The organism is Mesorhizobium sp. IMUNJ 23232 (assembly GCF_044326205.1).
Classification (GTDB): domain Bacteria; phylum Pseudomonadota; class Alphaproteobacteria; order Rhizobiales; family Rhizobiaceae; genus Kumtagia.
Genome location: NZ_JBIRCY010000006.1, coordinates 185,585 through 206,014, shown reverse-complemented (window position 1 = coordinate 206,014; position 20,430 = coordinate 185,585). Strand labels below are relative to the sequence as shown.

Annotated in this window: 20 protein-coding genes; 13 read left to right on the top strand and 7 right to left on the bottom strand. The window is 62.9% G+C overall.

The annotated features are described in order from the left end of the window. Nucleotides 1-225: 225 nt before the first annotated feature. Nucleotides 226-1,377: an acyl-CoA dehydrogenase family protein gene (locus ACH196_RS06790; RefSeq protein WP_396645986.1), complete on the bottom strand. Its 1,152-nt coding sequence runs from the start codon at nucleotides 1,375-1,377 to the stop codon at nucleotides 226-228. Nucleotides 1,378-1,549: 172 nt separating this feature from the next. Here ACH196_RS06790 and ACH196_RS06785 point away from each other — a divergent pair, with 172 nt between their 5' ends. The 3 genes from ACH196_RS06785 to ACH196_RS06775 all read left to right on the top strand — a co-directional run bounded on the left by ACH196_RS06785 (nucleotide 1,550) and on the right by ACH196_RS06775 (nucleotide 4,164). After that, complete coding sequence (locus tag ACH196_RS06785; protein ID WP_396646010.1) at nucleotides 1,550-2,242, top strand: winged helix-turn-helix transcriptional regulator; 693 nt, start codon at nucleotides 1,550-1,552, stop codon at nucleotides 2,240-2,242. Nucleotides 2,243-2,429: 187 nt separating this feature from the next. Then, complete coding sequence (locus ACH196_RS06780) at nucleotides 2,430-3,026, top strand: glutathione S-transferase family protein (protein WP_396645985.1); 597 nt, start codon at nucleotides 2,430-2,432, stop codon at nucleotides 3,024-3,026. A gap of 82 nt (nucleotides 3,027-3,108) precedes the next feature. Then, nucleotides 3,109-4,164 carry an EamA family transporter gene (locus tag ACH196_RS06775; protein WP_396645984.1) on the top strand — a complete coding sequence of 352 codons (1,056 nt, stop codon included), beginning with the start codon at nucleotides 3,109-3,111 and terminating at the stop codon, nucleotides 4,162-4,164. An 85-nt stretch (nucleotides 4,165-4,249) separates the two neighbouring features. On the opposite strand, the gene ACH196_RS06770 is transcribed toward ACH196_RS06775, so the two are convergent. Further along, entirely contained in the window at nucleotides 4,250-4,915 is a 666-nt protein-coding gene (locus tag ACH196_RS06770) for an outer membrane protein (RefSeq protein ID WP_396645982.1), read from the bottom strand. A gap of 416 nt (nucleotides 4,916-5,331) precedes the next feature. Between ACH196_RS06770 and ACH196_RS06765 the strand changes: the two genes are divergently transcribed. The 6 genes from ACH196_RS06765 (at nucleotide 5,332) to ACH196_RS06740 (ending at nucleotide 12,213) form a co-directional block, all read left to right on the top strand. Continuing rightward, a complete protein-coding gene (locus ACH196_RS06765) occupies nucleotides 5,332-6,084 on the top strand; it encodes an SDR family oxidoreductase (RefSeq protein ID WP_396645980.1) in 753 nt (250 codons plus the stop codon). Beyond that, nucleotides 6,081-8,177 (top strand): excinuclease ABC subunit UvrC, encoded by a 2,097-nt coding sequence (uvrC, locus tag ACH196_RS06760; protein ID WP_396645978.1) that lies wholly within the window; start codon nucleotides 6,081-6,083, stop codon nucleotides 8,175-8,177. Before ACH196_RS06765 ends, uvrC begins: the two co-directional genes overlap by 4 nt. Nucleotides 8,178-8,525: 348 nt before the next feature. Next, nucleotides 8,526-9,122, top strand: coding sequence for a CDP-diacylglycerol--glycerol-3-phosphate 3-phosphatidyltransferase (pgsA, locus tag ACH196_RS06755; protein WP_396645976.1), 597 nt, complete (start codon nucleotides 8,526-8,528; stop codon nucleotides 9,120-9,122). Continuing rightward, complete coding sequence (moaD, locus tag ACH196_RS06750) at nucleotides 9,119-9,385, top strand: molybdopterin converting factor subunit 1 (protein ID WP_396645974.1); 267 nt, start codon at nucleotides 9,119-9,121, stop codon at nucleotides 9,383-9,385. Before pgsA ends, moaD begins: the two co-directional genes overlap by 4 nt. Nucleotides 9,386-9,388: 3 nt before the next feature. Continuing rightward, nucleotides 9,389-9,862: a molybdenum cofactor biosynthesis protein MoaE gene (locus ACH196_RS06745; RefSeq protein ID WP_396645972.1), complete on the top strand. Its 474-nt coding sequence runs from the start codon at nucleotides 9,389-9,391 to the stop codon at nucleotides 9,860-9,862. A 149-nt stretch (nucleotides 9,863-10,011) separates the two neighbouring features. Next, on the top strand, nucleotides 10,012-12,213 hold the full coding sequence (locus ACH196_RS06740) for an EAL domain-containing protein (protein WP_396645970.1): 2,202 nt from the start codon (nucleotides 10,012-10,014) through the stop codon (nucleotides 12,211-12,213). A 57-nt stretch (nucleotides 12,214-12,270) separates the two neighbouring features. On the opposite strand, the gene ACH196_RS06735 is transcribed toward ACH196_RS06740, so the two are convergent. The 3 genes from ACH196_RS06735 to ACH196_RS06725 all read right to left on the bottom strand — a co-directional run bounded on the left by ACH196_RS06735 (nucleotide 12,271) and on the right by ACH196_RS06725 (nucleotide 15,174). After that, on the bottom strand, nucleotides 12,271-13,845 hold the full coding sequence (locus tag ACH196_RS06735; RefSeq protein WP_396645968.1) for a hypothetical protein: 1,575 nt from the start codon (nucleotides 13,843-13,845) through the stop codon (nucleotides 12,271-12,273). A gap of 128 nt (nucleotides 13,846-13,973) precedes the next feature. Then, nucleotides 13,974-14,396 carry a nucleoside-diphosphate kinase gene (ndk, locus tag ACH196_RS06730; protein ID WP_396645966.1) on the bottom strand — a complete coding sequence of 141 codons (423 nt, stop codon included), beginning with the start codon at nucleotides 14,394-14,396 and terminating at the stop codon, nucleotides 13,974-13,976. 85 nt (nucleotides 14,397-14,481) lie between these two features. Next, nucleotides 14,482-15,174 (bottom strand): glutathione S-transferase family protein, encoded by a 693-nt coding sequence (locus tag ACH196_RS06725; protein ID WP_396645964.1) that lies wholly within the window; start codon nucleotides 15,172-15,174, stop codon nucleotides 14,482-14,484. A 68-nt stretch (nucleotides 15,175-15,242) separates the two neighbouring features. On the opposite strand from ACH196_RS06725, the gene ACH196_RS06720 reads away from it, so the two are divergent. After that, complete coding sequence (locus ACH196_RS06720; protein WP_396645962.1) at nucleotides 15,243-15,755, top strand: DinB family protein; 513 nt, start codon at nucleotides 15,243-15,245, stop codon at nucleotides 15,753-15,755. A gap of 10 nt (nucleotides 15,756-15,765) precedes the next feature. On the opposite strand, the gene ACH196_RS06715 is transcribed toward ACH196_RS06720, so the two are convergent. Together ACH196_RS06715 and ACH196_RS06710 are read right to left on the bottom strand one after the other, a co-directional pair. Then, nucleotides 15,766-16,158, bottom strand: coding sequence for a PIN domain nuclease (locus ACH196_RS06715; RefSeq protein ID WP_396645960.1), 393 nt, complete (start codon nucleotides 16,156-16,158; stop codon nucleotides 15,766-15,768). Continuing rightward, complete coding sequence (locus tag ACH196_RS06710; RefSeq protein WP_396645958.1) at nucleotides 16,155-16,352, bottom strand: type II toxin-antitoxin system VapB family antitoxin; 198 nt, start codon at nucleotides 16,350-16,352, stop codon at nucleotides 16,155-16,157. The genes ACH196_RS06715 and ACH196_RS06710 overlap by 4 nt, the downstream gene beginning before the upstream one ends. 107 nt (nucleotides 16,353-16,459) lie before the next feature. On the opposite strand from ACH196_RS06710, the gene ACH196_RS06705 reads away from it, so the two are divergent. The 3 genes from ACH196_RS06705 (at nucleotide 16,460) to ACH196_RS06695 (ending at nucleotide 20,393) form a co-directional block, all read left to right on the top strand. After that, a complete protein-coding gene (locus tag ACH196_RS06705; protein ID WP_396645956.1) occupies nucleotides 16,460-18,337 on the top strand; it encodes an ABC-F family ATP-binding cassette domain-containing protein in 1,878 nt (625 codons plus the stop codon). 239 nt (nucleotides 18,338-18,576) lie between these two features. Next, nucleotides 18,577-19,590 carry an ATP-binding cassette domain-containing protein gene (locus ACH196_RS06700; protein ID WP_396645954.1) on the top strand — a complete coding sequence of 338 codons (1,014 nt, stop codon included), beginning with the start codon at nucleotides 18,577-18,579 and terminating at the stop codon, nucleotides 19,588-19,590. Continuing rightward, nucleotides 19,587-20,393, top strand: coding sequence for an ABC transporter permease (locus ACH196_RS06695; RefSeq protein ID WP_396645952.1), 807 nt, complete (start codon nucleotides 19,587-19,589; stop codon nucleotides 20,391-20,393). The genes ACH196_RS06700 and ACH196_RS06695 overlap by 4 nt, the downstream gene beginning before the upstream one ends. Nucleotides 20,394-20,430: the final 37 nt, after the last annotated feature.

Here is a 20,430-nt window from a genome sequence, read left to right as displayed (position 1 = left end):
TCGACTGCGCGGTGTTGTTCTGGCATTGTCATGAACGTCCATCCGAGGCTCCTGGCTGGCGGTCGCGTGTGTGGTAACCGCAACCTCGCATCCAAGCCTCGGACGGACAACCTCCATAGCAATGACACCTAGGCCATAGCCTCGAAAAGATCGCGATGCCGCGCGTGCCTGAATCGCGCGGCATCGCTTCATTGTCCGCCTGACCACGAACGGACAATCGGGAGATCAGAAGATCGTCGCCGTCGACACGCCCAGCGCCATCGCGCCGGCATATTCGGCCTGCGGGCCGGCCTGCAGCGGATGGAAGCGTGCGCCCTGCACGTCGCGGAAACAGCGCTCCAGCCCGTTGGCGCGATAGAAGCTCGCGCCGCCCGCCAGCTCCATCGCCAATTCCACGGCATGGATCGCGTTCTTGGCGACCAGACTACGTCCGATCATCACCTCGTTGACCGAATCGGCGGACGGCGCATTGCGCTCGACGATGTCGATCATCCAGCGATGGGCGAGTTGCGCGGCGCGCAGCGCCGTGTCCATCTCGCCGGCGAGCCGCAGCGTATGCGGCGTCTGCCGCTTTTTCTTGGCCATGCCGATGGCGATCTCGCGGGCATTTTCGGCAACGCCGAGATAGACCGCATAGATCAGCGGGAAGGCGATGGTCGAGATGATCTGGAACAGCGGGTGCCACTCGCCGCTCTTGCGCGTCAGTGCGACGCTGGCGTCGGGCACGAACAGGCCGTCGATGACCACGTCATTGGAGCCGGTGCCGCGCATGCCCATCGTCCTCCAGGTGTCGACGATCTTCACCGCCGGCGAAGACATCGGCACGCCGAAATGGATGACGGATTGGGTGCCGTCCTCGCCATGCACCACGGCGCCGGTCATCAGCAGGTTGCCGGACGCCGCCCCCGAGGTGAACACCTTTCGGCCGGAGATCCGGTATCCGCCGTCGACCTTGACCGCCTCGCCGGAGCCGGCGATCCAGTCGGACCCACCGCTCGAAAGCAGCAGGATGCGCTCATTGGCGACGCGCTTCAGCAGCGGCTCGGCTGCCGCCAGGTTCTGATGGCGCCAGCGCCATGCCGGGATTGCCACCTGGTGCGTATGCATGGCGAAAGCCAGCGCCGTCGACGCGCAATGGCCCGCCATTTCGCGCAGCATCGCCGCCAGTTCAGCGACATCCGCGCCGCCCCCGCCAAGCTCGGCCGGCACGGCGGCCTCGACCAGGCCGGAGGTTTTCAGTGTCTCGAAATTGGCGGCGACGAAACGGTCGTTCGCGTCGGCGTCGTCGGCATGCTCTGCGAATTGCGGTCCTAGCTGGCGCGCCAAAGCGACGACGTCGGTTTTGCGCCGGATTTCTGCTCGAAGCGGTATGGTCATCTTGTCTCTCCTCAGACGAATTTGCGTGAGAGCGCCAACAAGCAACAGGTGCGCCGTCCGAACAAGTTCAGAAACTGTACCGGTTGGCCTCGACAGGGTGGCAAGCAAGCTGTATATGGCTACTTACACCAATCTTTTTGCAGACTCACACAAATTTTTCGAGGAGGGCCGAATGGAGGACCATGGTGGATACGGGCAGTTCTGCCCCGTTTCGATGGCAGGCGAGATTCTGTGTACCCGGTGGACGATGCTGATTGTGCGCGAGCTTCTCTACGGATCGAGGCGCTTCAACGATTTGCGCCGCGGCGTGCCGCGCATGTCGCCGGCGCTTCTGTCCAAGCGATTGAAAGAACTGGAGAAAGTCGGGATTCTCGTGATCGCCGCGCGTGACAATGGTGGTGTCGAGTACAGGCTTTCCCGGGCAGGCGAGGAGTTGAAGCCGGTCGTCATGTCGATGGGCCTTTGGGGTCATCGCTGGGTTGAATCGCGTCTGACCCTCAAGAATCTCGACCCGTCGCTGCTGATGTGGGACATCAGACGCAAGCTCAATCCGGACCCGCTGCCGCCCGGCCGCTGCACGATTCAGTTTCTGTACCCCGAATTGCCCGAGGCGCAGAGAAATTGGTGGCTGGTCATCGACGCGGGCACGGTTGATTTGTGCAATTCCGATCCCGGTTACGAGCTGAACCTGCTGGTGCGCAGTTCGCTGCACACCATGACGGCGATCTGGATGGGCATCACGTCGATTCCGTCGGAGATTGCCGCCGGGCGCCTGGTTCTGGAAGGCGAGCGGCCCGTGGCCAAGGCCATGCAGCAATGGATGGGCTACAGCCCGTTCGTCAACGAACAGCGTGCGGTGGCCTAGCGCCGCCTTGTTCCCTCCCACTTGAGGGTAGGCTGCCGGGCGAGGCGGGAGGGTCCGCGAAGCGGTGACCCGACCCCGCTTTGCCCACGCATCGCGCCAATTCTCGGTGGCAAGGCACCGCGAATTCCCGTTGCCTCCGCAGGCGTTCGGCCATAGCTTCGCCGGCGTCTGAGCGGAGATTTTGTGAATGCCGAAAGTCCTCTATGCGCCTGCCTCGCCCTACAGTTCCAAGGTGAGGATGGCGGCCGCCCATGCCGGGATACCGGTCGACCTTGTGAAAGTCGAAACAGGCCCGCAGCCGGATGAACTGGTCTCCGTCAATCCACTGGGAAAAATCCCCTGCATGGTGCTGGAGGACGGCAGTTCGCTGTTCGACAGCCGCGCCATCACCCAGCATCTCAACCGCCTGTCCGGCAACGCGCTGTTTCCGCGCAATCCCGCCAAGCGCCTTGACGCCGAACGGCTGGAAGCCTGGGCCGACGGCATCTGCGACTGTCTGTTGGCGCATGTCTACGAGCGCCGCATGCGCCCGGCCGAGAAGGTGCACCAGCCCTGGCTCGACCTTCAATGGGCGAAAGTGGCGCGCTCACTCGACCTGCTCAACCAGAGCCCGCCGCGCTTCGGCAAGAAGCCGAACGCCGGACACATCGCGCTGCGCGCGACGCTTGGCTACCTCGACCTGCGCTTTGCCGGTCAGTGGGAGCGCGGCAGGGTGAAGCTGAAGCGCTGGGCCGCACGTTTCGACGAGAAGTTTCCGGAGCTGAAGGCATATCTGCCGGCATAGATGACGGGATCCAGGGCCGCTCCAAGATCGGATATTTCGCCGCCTTTATTCGAATAGCGCTCGGATATGATAAAGAGGCGGCATGTCCACCAACCGCTCTCATAGCCATCTCTTTCCCGGCGTCCCTCTGGCCCTTGGGTCTGCCGCTCTCTTCGGAGCGACGCCTCCCTTATCGAAGCTGCTGCTGGATGCCGTTGATCCGTTCATGCTGGCCGGATTGCTCTATTTCGGTGCCGGTGTAGGCCTCGCCCTCTATCGGGCTTTCGACCGCGCTGCCGAAAGGGAGGCGCGTCTGCTCAAGAAGAATGCGCCATGGCTAGTGCTGGCGATCGTCCTGGGTGGGGCGATCGCGCCGGTCCTGCTGATGTTCGGCCTTACCTTGACGACTGCCGCCAACGCTTCGCTGCTGCTCAACCTCGAGGGGTTGGCAACGATGACAATCGCTTGGCTCGTCTATCGCGAGAATGTCGACCGTCGGCTGCTGTTCGGAGCCCTGGCGATTCTCGTGGGAGCAGTCTTGTTGTCGTGGCAAGGACAAGGCGCGCTCGATGTCGGCGCGCTGCTGGTTGCCGGCGCATGTCTGGCGTGGGGGCTCGACAACAATTTCACACGGAAGATTTCCGCAGCCGATCCGGTGGCCATCGCCATGCTGAAGGGTCTGGTGGCCGGCGCGGTCAACCTGTCAATTGCCTTGGCCTCGGGCGCATCCTTGCCGGCCTTGCAGGTCGCGGCGGCGGCTGGTGTGCTTGGCCTGCTGGGCATAGGCGTCAGCCTCGTGATGTTCATCCTCGCGCTGCGTCATCTCGGCACGGCGCGAACCGGCGCATATTATTCGCTGGCGCCGTTCATTGGCGCGGTGCTGGCGATAACGCTGCTCGCCGAGCCGCTGACGATGCGGTTGGTTGCCGCTGCCGTTCTGATGGGCGTCGGCCTATGGCTGCATTTGTCAGAGAGGCACGAGCACGACCATTCGCACGAGGCGCTTGAGCATGAGCACGCTCATACCCCCGACCCTCATCATCAGCACGATCATGATGGGCCGGTGAGCGAACCGCATTCTCATTGGCATCGCCACGAGCCGATGCGTCACAAGCATCCGCACTATCCCGATCTGCACCATCGCCACAGCCATGGCTGAGCATCAGTCGAAGATCGGCCATTGAGCATGAATAGAAAAAGGCCGGACACGAGGCCCGGCCCTTTTCCTTGCAATGCAACGAGGCCTAGAAATGGATACCCAGGCCGACCTGCACGCGGTGGTCCGAGGCATCGACGCTGCGTCCGCCGCCGACGCTGAAGTCCGCGCTGCCATAGTCCGTATAGCGGTATTCGACACGGCCGAAGACTTTTTCGGTCAGCTTGACGTCGGTGCCGACCCCTGCGGTCCAGCCGAGCTGGGTCTGCGAGTCCTCGTCGCCGGCCGCTTCCACCGTCATGCGTTTGGCCGCGCCGCCTGCGGTGACATAGGTGAGTATGTCGGGGGTAACGGTGTAGCCGAGGCGGGCGCGCAACGAACCGTCGACGCCGCCCTTGACACGCACGCCGTCGTCCGAACCCTCGACGCCGCTGTAGCCGACATCGCCTTCGACACCGGCGATCACGCCGTTGCCGACGTCGAAATTATAGCCGACAAATCCGCCGCCGACGAAGCCGTCGGTGCTGACGTCGGCGCCGGTGTCTTCGTCATGCGATTTGCCGGCAAAACCGTAGCCGGCGGTGATACCCGCATAGGCGCCGCCCCAGCTTGCGACCGGCGGCACCTCCATCGGCACGGCGGGCTCCGGCACGGCCTCGATGGCGTCGGCGGCATAGGCGGCGCTCATGCCCATGAAAGCGATGAGGCCGATGGCGGTCGCGGCGGGGAGCGCGAATTTTGATCTGGCTGACATTCCAATTCTCCTTAGCCACAGGATACTCAGGACGCTGTGGGTCACGTTTAGAAAGCCCGGCCCGGGACGGGAGGAAACGGGCGCGGTGCTCGACAGTTCCGAATGTGGTCTTCAAATGCGGCCCCGCAACACCGGAAGTTTGATCATTCGCTGGCGCCAATATGGCTGGATTTCGGCGTTGCGCCGGCGCAACAGCGCTGTGTCAGCAGGCTTGGGCCAATCCCGGCCAAGTCGCTTGGTGCAAGGGTTTCGGCGTCCTATATAGCGGTCTCCGGCAAGCCGATTCAGTCGTCTCGGGACAGCGATCGAGGCGACCCCGCCACAATCCCGCCCGATGAGCGAAGGACCGGTAAACAGCTTTTTAGGCATCCGCTTGCGGGCGCCCGGCAAGAACAAGGGCAGGAAGCTTGGCAGAAATGACCAACGTACTGGTGACCGGAGGCGCGAAACGCATCGGCCGTGCCATCGTCGAGGACCTCGCCCGCAACGGCTTCGGCGTAGCGGTCCATTGCAACCGTTCGCGCGACGAAGGCGAGGCGCTGGTCGAAGAGATTGCCGGGCAGGGCGGCCGGGCCGTGCTGGTTGTCGGCGATCTCACCGACATGGCCGTGCCGGCAAGGCTGGTCGCCGAGGCCGAGGCGGCACTCGGCCCATTGTCGATCGTCGTCAACAACGCCTCGATCTTCAAGGACGATACAGCAACCGACTTCGAATGGGATATTTGGGACCGGCATTTCGCTATTCACGCCAAGACGCCGGTGGAATTGGCCCGGGTGCTCGCCGAACGGCTGCCGCCGGATGCCGAGGGCCTGGCCGTCAACATCGTCGACCAGCGGGTGCTGAGGCCCAATCCGCGCTATTTCTCCTATGCGCTGTCCAAGTCGACGCTGTGGGCGGCGACCCGCACCATGGCGCAGGCGCTGGCACCGCGCATCCGCGTCAACGCCATCGGGCCGGGACCGACCTTCGCCAACGAAAAGCAGCAGCCGGAAGATTTCCAGGCGCAGATCGACGGCCTGATCCTGAAGCGTGGACCGGCGCTGGGCGAATTCGGCGCGACGATCCGCTATCTTTGGCAGGCGCGCTCCATCACCGGCCAGATGATCGCCCTCGACGGCGGACAGCATCTTGCCTGGGAGACGCCCGACGTGTCAGGCATGGTCGAATGAGTCCCGCAGCCAGCAAGCTCCGCCCGCCGCCGATCCCGAAAAAGGATGAGGCCTCGGACGATGTTGCCGGCTATTTGCAGGACGCCGAGACCGACGAGGACGAGGACATCGCGGTCGAGCCTATCGCAGCTTCTGGGCCGGACATCCCTTTCACCGCCATCGACTGGAGCGCCACGCAAACAAGCGACGCCGATGGCAAGGTTGGCGCGGACGTCATCCAGACACTGGTCAAGCGCTTGCCCAACGCGCCCGGCGTCTATCGCATGATGAACGCCGCCGGCGACGTGCTTTATGTCGGCAAGGCGCGCAGCCTGAAGAAGCGCGTCACTAACTATGCGCAGGGCCGGTTCCACACCAACCGCATTGGCCGCATGGTGCGCGAGACCGTCACCATGGAATTCGTGGTGACCCGCACCGAGATCGAGGCGCTTCTACTTGAAGCGAATATGATCAAGCGCTTGCGGCCGCGTTTCAACGTGCTGCTGCGCGACGACAAGTCGTTCCCTTACATCGTCGTCACCGGCGACCACGCCGCGCCCGGTATCTTCAAGCATCGCGGCGCGCGCTCCCGCAAGGGTGATTATTTTGGCCCCTTCGCCTCGGCCGGCGCGGTCGGCCGCACGATTAACGCATTGCAGCGGGCGTTCCTTCTAAGAACCTGCACCGACTCTGTTTTCGAGACCCGCACCCGGCCCTGCCTGCTCTTCCAGATCAAGCGCTGTTCCGGACCTTGCACAGGCGAGGTTTCGGTCGACGACTATGCCGAACTGGTCGGCGAGGCCAAGGATTTTCTCTCCGGCCGCAGCCAGAAGGTGAAGACGCAAATCGCCGACGCCATGCAGCACGCCTCCGACGACCTCGATTTCGAGCGCGCAGCCGTCTACCGCGACCGACTGTCGGCACTGTCGCATGTCCAGAGTCACCAGGGCATCAACCCGCAATCGGTCGAGGAGGCCGACGTCTTCGCGCTGCATCAGGAGGGCGGCCAGGTCTGCATACAGGTCTTCTTCTTCCGCACCGGCCAGAACTGGGGCAACCGCGCCTATTTCCCCAAGGCCGATCCGGCGCTGGAGGCCGGCGAGGTCCTGGGCTCGTTCCTGGCGCAGTTTTACGACGACAAGCCCTGTCCAAGGTTGATCCTGCTGGCGCAAGAGGTCGAGGAACAGGAACTTCTGGCCGAGGCGCTGGCCACCCGTGCCGGCCACAAGGTGACGATCAGTGTGCCCAAGCGCGGCGAGAAGAAGGATCTGACCGACCACGCCTTGCAGAACGCCCGCGAGGCACTGGCGCGACGGTTGGCCGAGACGTCGACCCAGGCTCGCTTGCTGGAGGGGCTGAAGGAGACGTTCGGTCTCGCCAAGGCGCCGACGCGCATAGAAGTCTACGACAATTCGCACATCATGGGCACCAACGCTGTCGGCGCGATGATCGTCGCCGGGCCGGAAGGCTTCGTGAAGAACCAGTACCGGAAATTCAACATCCGCTCGACCGACATCACACCAGGCGACGATTTCGGCATGATGCGCGAAGTCATGGAGCGGCGTTTTTCGCGGTTGCTCAAGGAAGCACAGTCGGAAGGCGAAACTGGAGAAGTGGCCGCTTCTGATGATGACGAACCGGCGGGTCACGCCGCGTTCCCCGCCTGGCCGGACATCGTCTTCATCGACGGCGGCCAGGGCCAGATGTCGGCCGTGCGCAAGATCCTGGACGATCTGGGCATCGCCGACCGCGTCACCGCCATCGGCGTCGCCAAGGGCGTCGACCGCGATGCCGGCCGCGAACGCTTCTTCGCGCCCGGCCGCGACTCCTTCACCCTGCCGGTGCGCGACCCGGTTCTATATTTCGTCCAGCGCCTGCGCGACGAAGCCCACCGCTTCGCCATCGGCTCGCACCGGGCTCGCCGCAAGAAGGAGATGACCCGCAACCCTCTCGACGAGATCGCAGGCATCGGCCCCGGCCGCAAGCGCGCGCTGTTGCTCGCCTTCGGAACCGCCAAGGCGGTCAGCCGGGCGGCGATGGACGATCTGATGGCGGTGGAGGGTATTTCCGAGTCGGTGGCGAAGGCCGTCTACAATCATTTCCACGAAAGCTGATCCGGCCACAATTGCGTGCTCGAACAGCGTCAGGCGCGCGGCGCGCCGATTGGCCGCGCCGGCAAGCCGGAACCGGTTTTTCGGAACCGGCGGCGTGCTCGCGAGGGCCTTGCGTCAGTTCAATCGGCGCGAAGCTCTCGTCTTCGAAAGCCAACCGCTTGGAAACGCTGGATATTAGGAACTTGACGTGGATTTTCGGGATAGGCTTTCGCACTGCTGATCGTGGACTGCGGCAAGCGCTACCATGCGAAAAGCCCTTGTTTTTCCCGCTGGTCCACCCGATTTGGCCAGTTGACCCCCCACGATCCCTTCTGATTTGAGTACGGCTAGGCGAAAGCGACGAAAAACATGGCCAAACGCGCGTTCAATCTCCCCAACATGCTGACCTACGGGCGGATTCTCGCGGTCCCTCTTGTTGTCTTGTGCTTTTTCCTGGAAGGCCGCCTGCAATCCAGCGAATTCGCCCGCTGGAGCGCCTTCGCGATTTTCATCCTGGCCAGCGTCACCGATTATCTAGACGGCTACCTTGCTCGTGCCTGGAAGCAGACCTCCAACATCGGCCGCATGCTCGATCCGATCGCCGACAAGCTGCTGGTCGCCACCTGCCTGCTGCTGCTTGCCGCCGACACCGACCATCGCGGCGGCATTGCCGGATGGTCCCTCTGGGCGGCAATCATCATCCTGTGTCGCGAAATTCTGGTGTCCGGCCTGCGCGAATACCTGGCCGAACTCAAGGTCAGCGTGCCGGTAACCAAGCTTGCAAAGTGGAAGACGACCGCGCAAATGTTTGCAATCGCTTTCCTTTTGCTCGGTCCGGTCGGGGACGCCATAGTGCCCTACTGGACCCAGGTCGGCATCTTCCTGCTCTGGGTTTCGGCCATACTGACCCTATATACCGGCTATGATTATTTTCGTGCCGGCGTGAAGCACATCGTGGACGAATGAGCGAAAAAACCGTCAAGCTGATCTATTTCGCCTGGGTGCGCGAACGCATCGGTCACGCCGAGGAGGAGGTGGTCCTGCCTCCCGAAGTGAAGTCGGTGCGCGAGCTGCTGGTATGGTTGAAGGACCGGGGTGAAGGCTATGGCAACGCTTTGAAATATCCGGATGCCATTCGCGTCGCCATCAATCAGGAACATGTCGATCACCGCGAGTTGGTGGCAGGCGCTCGCGAGATCGCGTTGTTCCCGCCGATGACCGGAGGCTGATCCGTGGCTGGTTTCGAGCCGACTGTGCGCATCCAGCGGGAGGATTTCGACACCGCCGCCGAAATAGCCCGGCTGACGCAAGGCAGGGCTGATCTCGGCGCAGTCGTAACCTTTTCAGGCCTTTGCCGCGACGAAGCAGGCACATTGGCGGCGCTCGAACTCGAGCATTATCCGGGGATGGCTGAAGCCGAGATTTTGCGGATCGCCAGGGAAACGGCCGAGCGCTGGCCGGTCGGCGGATTGACGGCGATCCACCGCTTCGGACGCATCGAGCCGGGCGAAAACATCGTGTTGGTGGTGGTGGCCTCGGCGCATCGGCAGGCGGCGTTCGAGGCGGCGTCTTTCCTCATGGACTATCTCAAGACCCGCGCGCCCTTTTGGAAGAAGGAACACCGCCGCGACGGCAGTGCCGGAGACTGGGTCGAGGCGAAGGACTCCGACCAGGCCGCGGCAGGCCGTTGGCAGGTTACACGGTAGGACATACCGATTTTCCCGGCCCTGCATTTGCAACCGGATGTTTAGACTATTCTAATGACCGCATTCTACCCTGCGCTGGATGAACGGTTCCGCGTTGGGCGATGCAATCGCTTTTGAGCTCTGTCCATGACCTTGCGACCGGAAGGAATATGCTTCTTGCGGTGAACCTCGTTCTGTTGACGCTTGTCGTCTTCTCGATGCTCCGCTACCGGCGCCTTTACCTGAAGGTCGCCGACGACCGTGAGAACAGCAAGGAATTGATCGAGAATCTTTCCGAAGGGATCTATCGATCGCTTCCGGATGGGCATCAACTCAGCGCCAACAAAGCTCTGGTAAAACTTAACGGCTACGATAGCGAAGAGGAGATGCTCGCCAGCGTCCTCGACATCGGCAAGGAGTGGTATGTCCAGCCTGATCGGCGCGACCAGTTCCGCGCCATCCTGCATCATGACGGCAAGGTCGAGAACTTTGTGTCCGAGATTCACCGGCACAAGACCCGCGAACGCATCTGGATAACCGAATCCGCGCGGCTCGTTTATCACAAGAAGACCGGCAAGCCGCTTTTCTATGAAGGATCGGTGCGCGAGATTACCGAGTCGATCGAACGTCTGGCGATGGAGGAGCAGTTCCGGAAGCTGACCCAACGTCTTCCGATCGGCCTTTTCCACTTCGTCCGTCGCGGCGACGGACGCAGCGACATATTGTTTCTTTCCGATGGCGCGTCGCGCATCAGTGGCATCCCGCGCGACGAGCAGATCGCCAATCCGGCGGTATTCGACGAACTGGTGTTCGAAGACGATAAGCCGCGTTACCGCGAGAGCTACCTCAAGTCGGCCGAGAAACACGTCCCGTGGGATTGCGAACTCCGCATACGCGCGCGCGACGGTGTGGAGAAGTGGGTACGGATCAATGCAAGTACGGAGATCATCAATGGCGAGATGAACTGGTACGGCTATATCTCCGATATCTCGGCCCGCAAGAGGCAGGAGATGGAGATCGAGGAACTGGCTTATTACGACACGCTGACCAAGCTGCCGAACCGTCGGATGTTCCTCGACCGCATGTCCCAGACGCTTGCGCGATGCGAACGCGACGGCGAGCATGCGTCGCTGCTGTTCATCGATCTCGACAACTTCAAGGTTCTCAACGATACGCAAGGTCACGACATGGGCGACCTGCTGCTGGTCCAGGTCGCCGATCGGCTCCGGCGCTGCGTCCTGCCCGAAGATCTGGTCGCCCGCATCGGCGGTGACGAATTTGTGGTCGTTTTAGAGGAGGCGGCACAGGATTCCGCGCTGGCGACGGTCAAGGCCATCTCCACCGGCAACCGCATCCTGTCGGACCTGAACCGCGGGTTCGAGATAGGCGCGTTGCGTCATCTTGGATCGGCGAGCATCGGCATCGTTGTTTTCGACGGCTCCCGCCAAGGTACCGACGAGATCCTGAAACGGGCCGACATCGCCATGTACCAGGCAAAGGCAGCGGGCCGGAACGGCTTTGCACTCTTCGATCCGGCCAGCATGGACCGCGAATCGCAGCGCTTCGAATTGCTGGCGGATCTGCGCGAGGCATTTGCGGGAGACCAGCTCGATCTGCATTTCCAGCCGTTGGTCGATTTCACCGGGCGCGTCATCGCGGCGGAAGCGCTCATCCGCTGGCATCATCCGACGCGCGGCCAGATCCGCCCGGACCAGTTCGTCGCCCTGGCGGAACAATATGGGCTGAATGACGAACTGACGCGCTTCGTCTTCGACAAGGGTTTCTACGCGCTGGCGATCTGGAGCATGCAGCCGGCGATGAGCCATCTGCACCTGTCGCTCAATGTCAGCGTGCAATCCTTCTCCAATGACGGCTTTCTGACGATGGTGCGCGGCCTTATCGAGAAGCATGCGATCGACCCGCGTATGCTGACTTTCGAACTGACCGAGCACGTGATGGCCAAGGACCACCAGCATGTGCGCCGCCGCATGGCCGAGATCAAGCAACTCGGCATCCGGCTTTCGCTCGACGATTTCGGGACCGGATATTCGTCGCTCGCCTATCTCAAGCAGTTGCCCTTCGACGAGGTGAAGATCGACGGTGGCTTCGTCGCCGACATCGAGAGATCGGAAAGCGACCGGGCGCTGGTCAAGACCATCCTGGCAATGGCGCGCACGCTCGGGCTGAAGTCGGTAGCCGAGCATGTCGAGAATGTCCGCCAGGAAGCTTTCCTGCGCGCCTTCGGCTGCGACTATCTGCAGGGCCATCTCTATAGCCCGGCGCTGCCTTTGCCGGAGTTCGATGCGTTGTTTCGGAAAGCCGCCTCGGAAACCGAGACGCCGGAAGCCGGAGAGAGAAGGAAGCTCGCCTGAATGGCGGAAAAGCCGTCCGGGGCTGCCGCGCAGTGAGGCGGCAGCGTCCAAATCCTGTCAGCCGAAGATGAAATCGGAATTCCACTCGATCTGCCCGAGATGAAGGCCGGCCAGAAGGATCGAGCCGGAGCCGATCTGCAGGAGCACACCCGCGCCGGTTTCCACGGCGTTGGACCGCACGTCGGCCAGGGTGAGATCGGTCCAGGTGAAATCTATGACGTCCTTGCCGTCGCCGAAATCGGTGATGGTGTCGTTGCCATTGCCGAAATCGAAACGGACCCGATCCGCGCCGGCGCCGAGCGTGAAATTGTCGTTGCCGGCGCCGAGCACGACGAAATCGTCGCCGTCTCCGGCAAGGACATTGTCGTCCCCGGCCTCGCCCCACAACACGTCGTTGCCGATCCCGCCTTCGATATAGTCATGGCCGTTGCCAGCGTAGACGACGTCGTCGCCCGAATCGCCGAACAGCCCGTCATTGCCGTCGCCGCCCGAAAGCGTATCCGCACCGTCTCCGCCGAACAGGGCGTCGTCACCCTTCGACGCATCAAGGAAGTCGTTGCCGCCGCCGCCGTACATCTTGTCGTCGCCCAACTCGCCGAAAATGCTGTTTGCGGAGGACGACCCGATCAGAATGTCGTTGAAGTTGCCGCCAATCACATTTTCGACGCTGATCAGATGATCGCCCGCGGCGTGGCCGCCGTAACCTAGCCCCGTGGCGAGGTTCACTTCAACGCCTGCGTTGGATTTGGCATAATTTGCCACATCGGTCCCGGCACCCCCATCCAGAGTATCGGTCCCGAAGCCGCCGTTCAGACGGTCGTTGCCGCTGCCGCCCAACAAAATGTCGTTGCCGTCATGTCCGGTCAGTGCATCGGCGCCGCCCCCGCCACTCAGCCGGTTGTCGGCGGATGAGCCTGTCAGCACGTCGTCTTGCCTGCCGCCGACCGCATTCTCGATGGACGTCAGTTGCGCGCTGATGCGGCCGGTCTCCGCGCTGTGACCCGTCTCAATCGCAGTTCCCGATGTCAGATTGACAGTGACGGCGATGTTGTCGCCGCTGAACGAAACGGTATCGGAACCGCGTCCCCCGCTTACGACGTCCGCCCCGAGGGTCGGATTCCGCAACCCTGGCGAAAACCAGTCGTTGTCGTCCCCGCCGGCCATCCGGTCGGTTCCATCACCGCCGTAAAGCAGGTCTTTGCCGCTGCCGCCGGTGAGCTTGTCTTGCCCGCCGTATCCGTGAATCACGTCGTCGCCTGCCTGGCCGTTTAGCACGTTGGCAAACGCGTTGCCGTGGATCGTGTCGTTGCCGCCGAGCAGCAACGGCATGATGTCGGCAGCGTTCGCCAGGAACGTCGCCTTCGGTATCGACAATTCGGTGATCTGAAACTGCGGCAGCGTTCCATGGATGTAAGGAGCGTCATAGCTGACGGACCTCACATTGTTTGCCGCGTCGAAGGTCACGCCGATCTTGGCGCGTGGCGCCGTCGGATCGTTGGAGGGCGGCGCCGTGAACGTCGCCCCGCCCTGGAAATAGGACGCAGACCATCCCGAGAATGAGAGGGACTCGGGTAGTCCGCCAGCCAGTGTCTGGCTGGTCGGATCCGCGACCCCAAGTGTTACTAATGCCATTGATGTATCTCCCGCACCCGTGCGACTGCTGATTGCATCTTTAAGGCAGCGGACATCAAGCGTCTCGCATGAACAGCGTTAACGCGGCCTTCCGGCCCCTCGTAAATATGAGCGGATAGGCAGCAGGCTCAGCCGACGATCTCGGTGTCGGAAAACCAGTAACGGATCTCCTGGGCAGCCGTTTCCGGCGCGTCGGAGCCGTGCACGGAATTCTCGCCGATCGACAGCGCATGCACCTTGCGGATCGTGCCTTCGGCGGCGTTCGCCGGGTTGGTGGCGCCCATCACTTCGCGGTTCTTGGCGATGGCGTTTTCGCCTTCGAGAACCTGGACGATCGTCGGGGCCGACGACATGAACTCCACCAACTCGCCGAAGAACGGCCGTTCCTTGTGGACGGCGTAAAAACCCTCGGCTTCGCGGCGGCTCATCCAGACGCGCTTGGAGGCGATGACGCGAAGTCCGGCATCCTCCAGCATCTTGGTGATCGCGCCGGTGAGATTGCGGCGGGTGGCATCGGGTTTGATCATCGAAAACGTGCGTTCAATCGCCATGGAAAATCCTTGTGAACCATCGGAAAGGGGAAGTGGCGGAGCCTATACAGGCCGCCCGCCGCATTGCCAAGGGGAGGGCGGCCGCTCATGCTGCGGCAGCGACGCGCCTGCCAGTGCCCCCGTGCAGGTCGAGGCAGCGCTCGAACCAAGCGGCAACCGGATCGTCGCCGGCGAGCGTCTGGAACTGCGATACGACGCGCACCCATTGGAACGCGCCGAAGACGATGTAGTCGGCAAACAGCGGCGAGGCGCCGCCGATGAACGGCTGGTAGGACAGCATGTTGCGCAACGGTTCGAGCCCGGCGCGGAATGCCGCCAGTCTGTGCTCGCGGTCGACCGGCACCTCCTCGATCGGCTTGCCGAAACGCTTCGCGCGGCTTTCTCGGAAATACGCCTGATCGGCCGGCGCCAGCATGCCGTGGATATCCATCAACGCCGCTGCACCAAGGAAGGGATGGACGGTCAACTGCGACCAGCGCTCGACAAACCGGGCCGTCGCCATGCCGCCGGATCCGCCGAACAGGCTCGGGCGGTCGGGATAGGTTTCTTCGAGATAGACAGCGATGTCGAAGGAGTCCGAGACGACGCGGTCGCCGTCGCGGATGACTGGGACGGTTTTCGAGGCGCTGTCCTCTACCAACGGGACCCGCGTGAACGGCGTCGCGATGGTCTCGTAGGGTAGCCCCTTGTGCGCAAGCGACATTACCGTCTTCCAGCAATGCGGGCTGAATGGGCGCGACGCGTCGGTTCCGGCGAGTTCATAGAGCAGAATGGTCATTGGCGGCTCATGATTTGGCGATTAGGACTGCTGCCAATTTCGCCGCGCCGGTCGCAAAAGGAAAGCCGATGAAGCAGCATTTCGAGATGTTCGCGGCCTACAACCGTTGGGCCAACCAGCGCGTCTACGAGGCGGCGGCGGAGTTGACGCCTGAAGAATTCAACCGTGACACCGGCGCTTTCTTCAAATCGGCGATGGGCACCCTGAACCACCTGCTGGTAACCGACCGCATCTGGATGAAACGCTTCAGCGGACTGGGCGATGCGCCCACGGCGTTGGACGCAATCCTCTTCACCGATTTCGAAAAACTGCGGCAGGCGCGGATCGCCGAGGACTGGCGCATCTCCAACTGGGTCGCAAACCTTTCCGCCAAGGACTTGGCCGGTCGCTTCACCTATACCACGCTGTCGGACATGCGCACGGTCTCGCAGCGGCTGGCTCCGGCGCTGGCGCATGTGTTCAATCACCAGACCCATCATCGCGGCCAGATGCATATGATCCTGACGGCGCTGGGCAGGCCGGGCGTTTCGCTGGACCTGGCGTATTTCCAACGGACGGAGGAAGGGCGGGAGTTCGCGTGAGGGCGCGTTGTCAGTGCCAGACCTGCAGGCCGAGATGTTCTTCCATGACCGAAAAATCGCGGTCATTATGCAGCAGCGGTACATCATTTTCGATGCACCAAGTGGCAATTATGACATCAATCGTGCCGCGAATTGTAAGCCCCCTGCGTCTAAGCCGGCGGTAATTCGCTGCGGCGATTGGCGCGATCTCCGGCCCGCACAGAGAGACCTGACGTGCCAAGGCGAACTGCTTCGCTACATACGCTTCTTCCTTATCCGCCTTCACGCCCTGCAGGACTTCCATCAGTATAAGGTCGCCGACAACGGCCTCTGAACGGTAAATCGCCTTGACCAGCAGATCCACGTGCGGCGTTTGCCCCGATCTGAAAAATTCCACCCAGACCGTGGTGTCGACAAGGATCATTTGTCGCGGCGCATGGCGTCGATGTCGCCTTCCCACTCTATCTTGCCGCGCAGGCTCATAAAGCCTTCGATGGCACGTCGCCGCTTCAACTGATCCAGCAGGGCTTCGTGGATGGCCTGCTTCTTGGTCTTAGCGCCAGTCAGAGCCATCACCTCCGAAAGCAGCTTGTCATCTATTTCGATATTCGTACGCATGAGTTTCGGTCCATGTGTATAATTCACCCGCAATATACACATTCCAGCCTGCGCATTCAACTTCGGTCCTTGATCTTGCCGGCTGCGTCCGCCACAAGCGCGGCATTATGCTGACCATCAACGACCTTTCGCTCCGTATCGCCGGACGCCTGCTCCTCGACCATGCCTCGCTGTCGCTGCCGGAGGGCGCGAAGGCAGGCCTGGTCGGCCGCAACGGCACCGGCAAGACCACGTTGTTCCGCGCCATCACCGGCGATCTTTCCTCCGAGACCGGCTCGATCTCGCTGCCGAAGAACACGCGCATCGGCCAGGTGGCGCAGGAAGCGCCCGGCACCGAGGATGCGCTGATCGAGATCGTACTGGCAGCCGACGCCGAGCGCGCCGCGCTGCTGGCCGAGGAACAGACCGCTACCGACCCGCACCGCATCGCCGAGATCCACATCAGGCTGGCCGACATCGACGCGCATTCGGCGGAAGCGCGCGCCGCGACCATTCTTGCCGGCCTTGGCTTTGACTCCGAGGCGCAGAGGCGGCCGGCCTCGTCCTTTTCCGGCGGCTGGCGCATGCGCGTGGCGCTGGCGGCGGTGCTGTTCGCGCAGCCCGATCTCTTGCTGCTCGACGAGCCGACCAACTATCTCGACCTCGAAGGCACACTCTGGCTGGAGAATTATGTTTCGAGATACCCGCACACGGTGCTGCTAATCAGCCACGACCGCGACCTGCTCAACCGGGCGGTGAACTCCATCGTCCATCTCGACCAGAAGAAGCTGACCTTCTGGCGCGGCGGCTACGACCAGTTCGAGCACCAGCGTTCCGAGCAATTGGAGTTGCAGGAAAAGAGCCGGGTCAAGCAGGAGGCGCAACGCAAGCATCTGCAGTCCTTCGTCGATCGTTTTCGCGCCAAGGCCTCGAAGGCTCGGCAGGCGCAGTCGCGCATCAAGGCGCTGGAGCGGATGAAGCCGATCGCCGCCGTGCTTGACGACACGGTGCGGCCGTTCAGCTTTCCCGAGCCGGTGAAGACGGTGGCCTCGCCGATCATCGCGCTGTCCGGTGTCCATGTCGGCTATCAGCCGGGCCAGCCGATCCTCAAGAAGATGTCGCTGCGCATCGACGCCGACGACCGCATCGCGCTGCTCGGCGCAAACGGCAACGGCAAGTCGACCTTCGCCAAACTGCTGGCCGGCCGGCTGAAGGCCGAGACCGGCACGATGACAGTCGCGCCGGGGCTGAAGGTGTCGATCTTCGCCCAGCACCAGCTCGACGACCTGCGGCCGGAAGAAAATGCCTACGAGCATGTCCGCCGGCTGATGCCCGAAGCGCCGGAATCGAAGGTGCGGGCGCGTGTTGCCCAGTTCGGGCTGACCACGGAGAAGATGAATACGCCGGCGAAGGATCTTTCCGGCGGCGAGAAGGCGCGGCTCTTGATGGGGCTTTCGGCCTTCGACGGGCCGAACCTGTTCGTCCTCGACGAGCCGACCAACCACCTCGACATAGACAGTCGCGAGGCGTTGATGGTGGCGCTGAACGATTTTCCGGGCGCCGTCATCCTGATCAGCCACGACCGCCACCTGATCGAGGCGACGGCCGACCGGCTGTGGCTGGTAAAGGACGGCTCGGTGAACCCGTTCGATGGCGACATGGCCGACTATCGCCAGATCGTCACCGGCGTCTCGGGCGACCGCAAGGAACGGCGCGAGGCCGACAAGGCTTCGAAGGCCGACCGCCGCCGCGAGGCCGCGGCCCGCCGCGCCGCCGCCGAGCCGCTGGCCAAGGAAATCCGTGCCACCGAGGCACTGATGGACAGGCTACGCAAGCGCATCGACCAACTGGAGGACCGGCTCGCCGATCCGACGGTCTATGAAAAGGACCCCACGACCGCCACCCAACTCGCCAAGGAGCGCTCGCAGCTTGGCGCCCAGCTCTCCCAGCAAGAGGAGCGCTGGCTGGAGATGTCGGCGGAATATGAGGAGGCGACGGCGGAGTGAGGCCGAGCCGCTTCGTCCCTTTTCCGCTGCTTGCGAAGCCGGGAAGAACCCTCGAGCTCCTAAGAAAGCGAAGGGAGTGAGGCCAAGAGAGCAGCGAAGCTTCGCAACTACAAATGTCGCGAATTGTCAGGAGAGGTTTTCCCGCAAGCTGCCCGCCGACCGCAAAACTGATATAGGCGTCGGCTCGCTCGCCAAGCCGAGCCTACGAAAAGCTCTTTGCGTCACAGGGATCGATCGCGATGAACGATGCTTCCGCTGCAAGGAATCTGTCCGGCATGACTGAGGTCAAGCCGCTGGCAATCAGCGCGCATGGCATGAAAAAAGCGTTCGGCGAAGTGCGCGCGGTCGACGGCATCGATCTCGACGTGCCGCGCGGCATCATCTTCGCCATCCTAGGGCCGAACGGCGCCGGCAAGACCACGCTCATGCGCATGCTCGCCACGCTCGCCCGTCCCGACGCTGGCTCCGCCACCATCATGGGCCACAATCTGGTGCAAGCGCCGCACAAGGTTCGCGAGGTCATCGCCATGACCGGCCAGTTCGCCTCGCTCGACGAGGACCTGACCGGCCGGGAAAATCTAATGCTGCTCGCCCGCCTCTGGGGTTTTCGCGGCCGGGCGGCGAGAGTACGGGCCGACGACCTGCTCGCTGCTTTCGGCCTGTCCGATGCTTCGAACAAGCAGGTGAAGGACTTTTCGGGCGGCATGCGGCGCAGGCTCGATATCGCCGCATCGCTGGTGGTGACCCCAGACGTGCTTTTCCTGGACGAACCCACCACCGGCCTCGATCCGAAAGCGCGCAAGGATGTCTGGGCGATGATCCGCGAGCTCGCCGATTCCGGCGTGACGATCCTGCTCACCACGCAATATCTGGAGGAAGCGGACCAACTCGCTGCGCGCATCGCCGTCATCGACCACGGCAAGAAGATCGCCGAGGGCACCAGTCGCGAATTGAAGGCGGCCACCGGCTCGGGCGTGCTGCATGTCGCGCTCGCCGATCCGCGACATCGCGACCGGGCGGCGGCCATTCTCGAAGCCCGGCTCGGTCACACGGTTCAGCGCAGCACCGAGGGCTCCGACCTCTCTATCCTCGCCGGTACGGCCAAGGCCGCCAACGACGCAGTCGCTACGCTGCTCGCGGAAGGAATTGAGCCGTCGGATTTTTCCATGGGCCAGCCGAGCCTCGACGAGGTGTTTTTCGCGCTGACCGGCCAGCCTGGATCAAGCGAAGGCCTGAAGGACGAAAGCCGATGAGCGACACGATCTCCCTGCGACGCCCGCAGAACGTCGCCCGCCCGGCCCGGCCCTCCGCCATCTCCAACGCGCTGGTGTTCGGCTGGCGCGCGGTGCTGAAGTTCAAGCATGTGCCGGAGCAGCTTTTCGATCTGGTGATGACGCCGATCATGTTCACGCTGCTGTTCACCTTCGTGTTCGGCGGCGCGCTTGCCGGCTCTCCCGGCGAATATCTGCAGTTCTTCCTGCCCGGCATCCTGGTGCAGACGGTGGTCTTCAACTCGGTCTATTCGGGCATGGGCCTGTCGACCGACCTCGGAAAGGGCTTGTTCGACCGTTTCCGCTCGCTGCCGATCTGGTCGCTCTCGCCCTTCGCCGGCCTGATGGTCGGCGACGTGCTCCGCCACCTGATCGCCGGTTCGATCATCCTCGGCATCGGCCTGATCCTAGGCTACCGGCCGCAGGAGGGGATTCTTGGCGTCATCGCAGCCTTCGCGCTGCTGATCGCCATAGGCTTCGGCGTCGGCTGGATTTTCATCGTGCTTGGCCTGCTGATCCGCACGCCGATGACGGTGATGACCATCGGCTTCACCTTCATTTTTCCGCTGGTCTTCGCCTCCAACATTATGGTCGACCCGGGCACCATGCCCGGCTGGCTGCGCGCCTTCGTCGACGTCAATCCGGTCTCGTCGATGACCACGGCCCTGCGCGGCCTAATGGACGGGGGAGCCACCTTCGGTCAGGTCGCAATGGCCCTTATCGCGCCGGTGGTGCTGACAGCGATCCTGGCGCCGACGACGGTGTGGTTGTATCTTAGGAGGTGAGGGCGGCCGCGCCAACCTGGCGGCGGTCTCGGAAGTC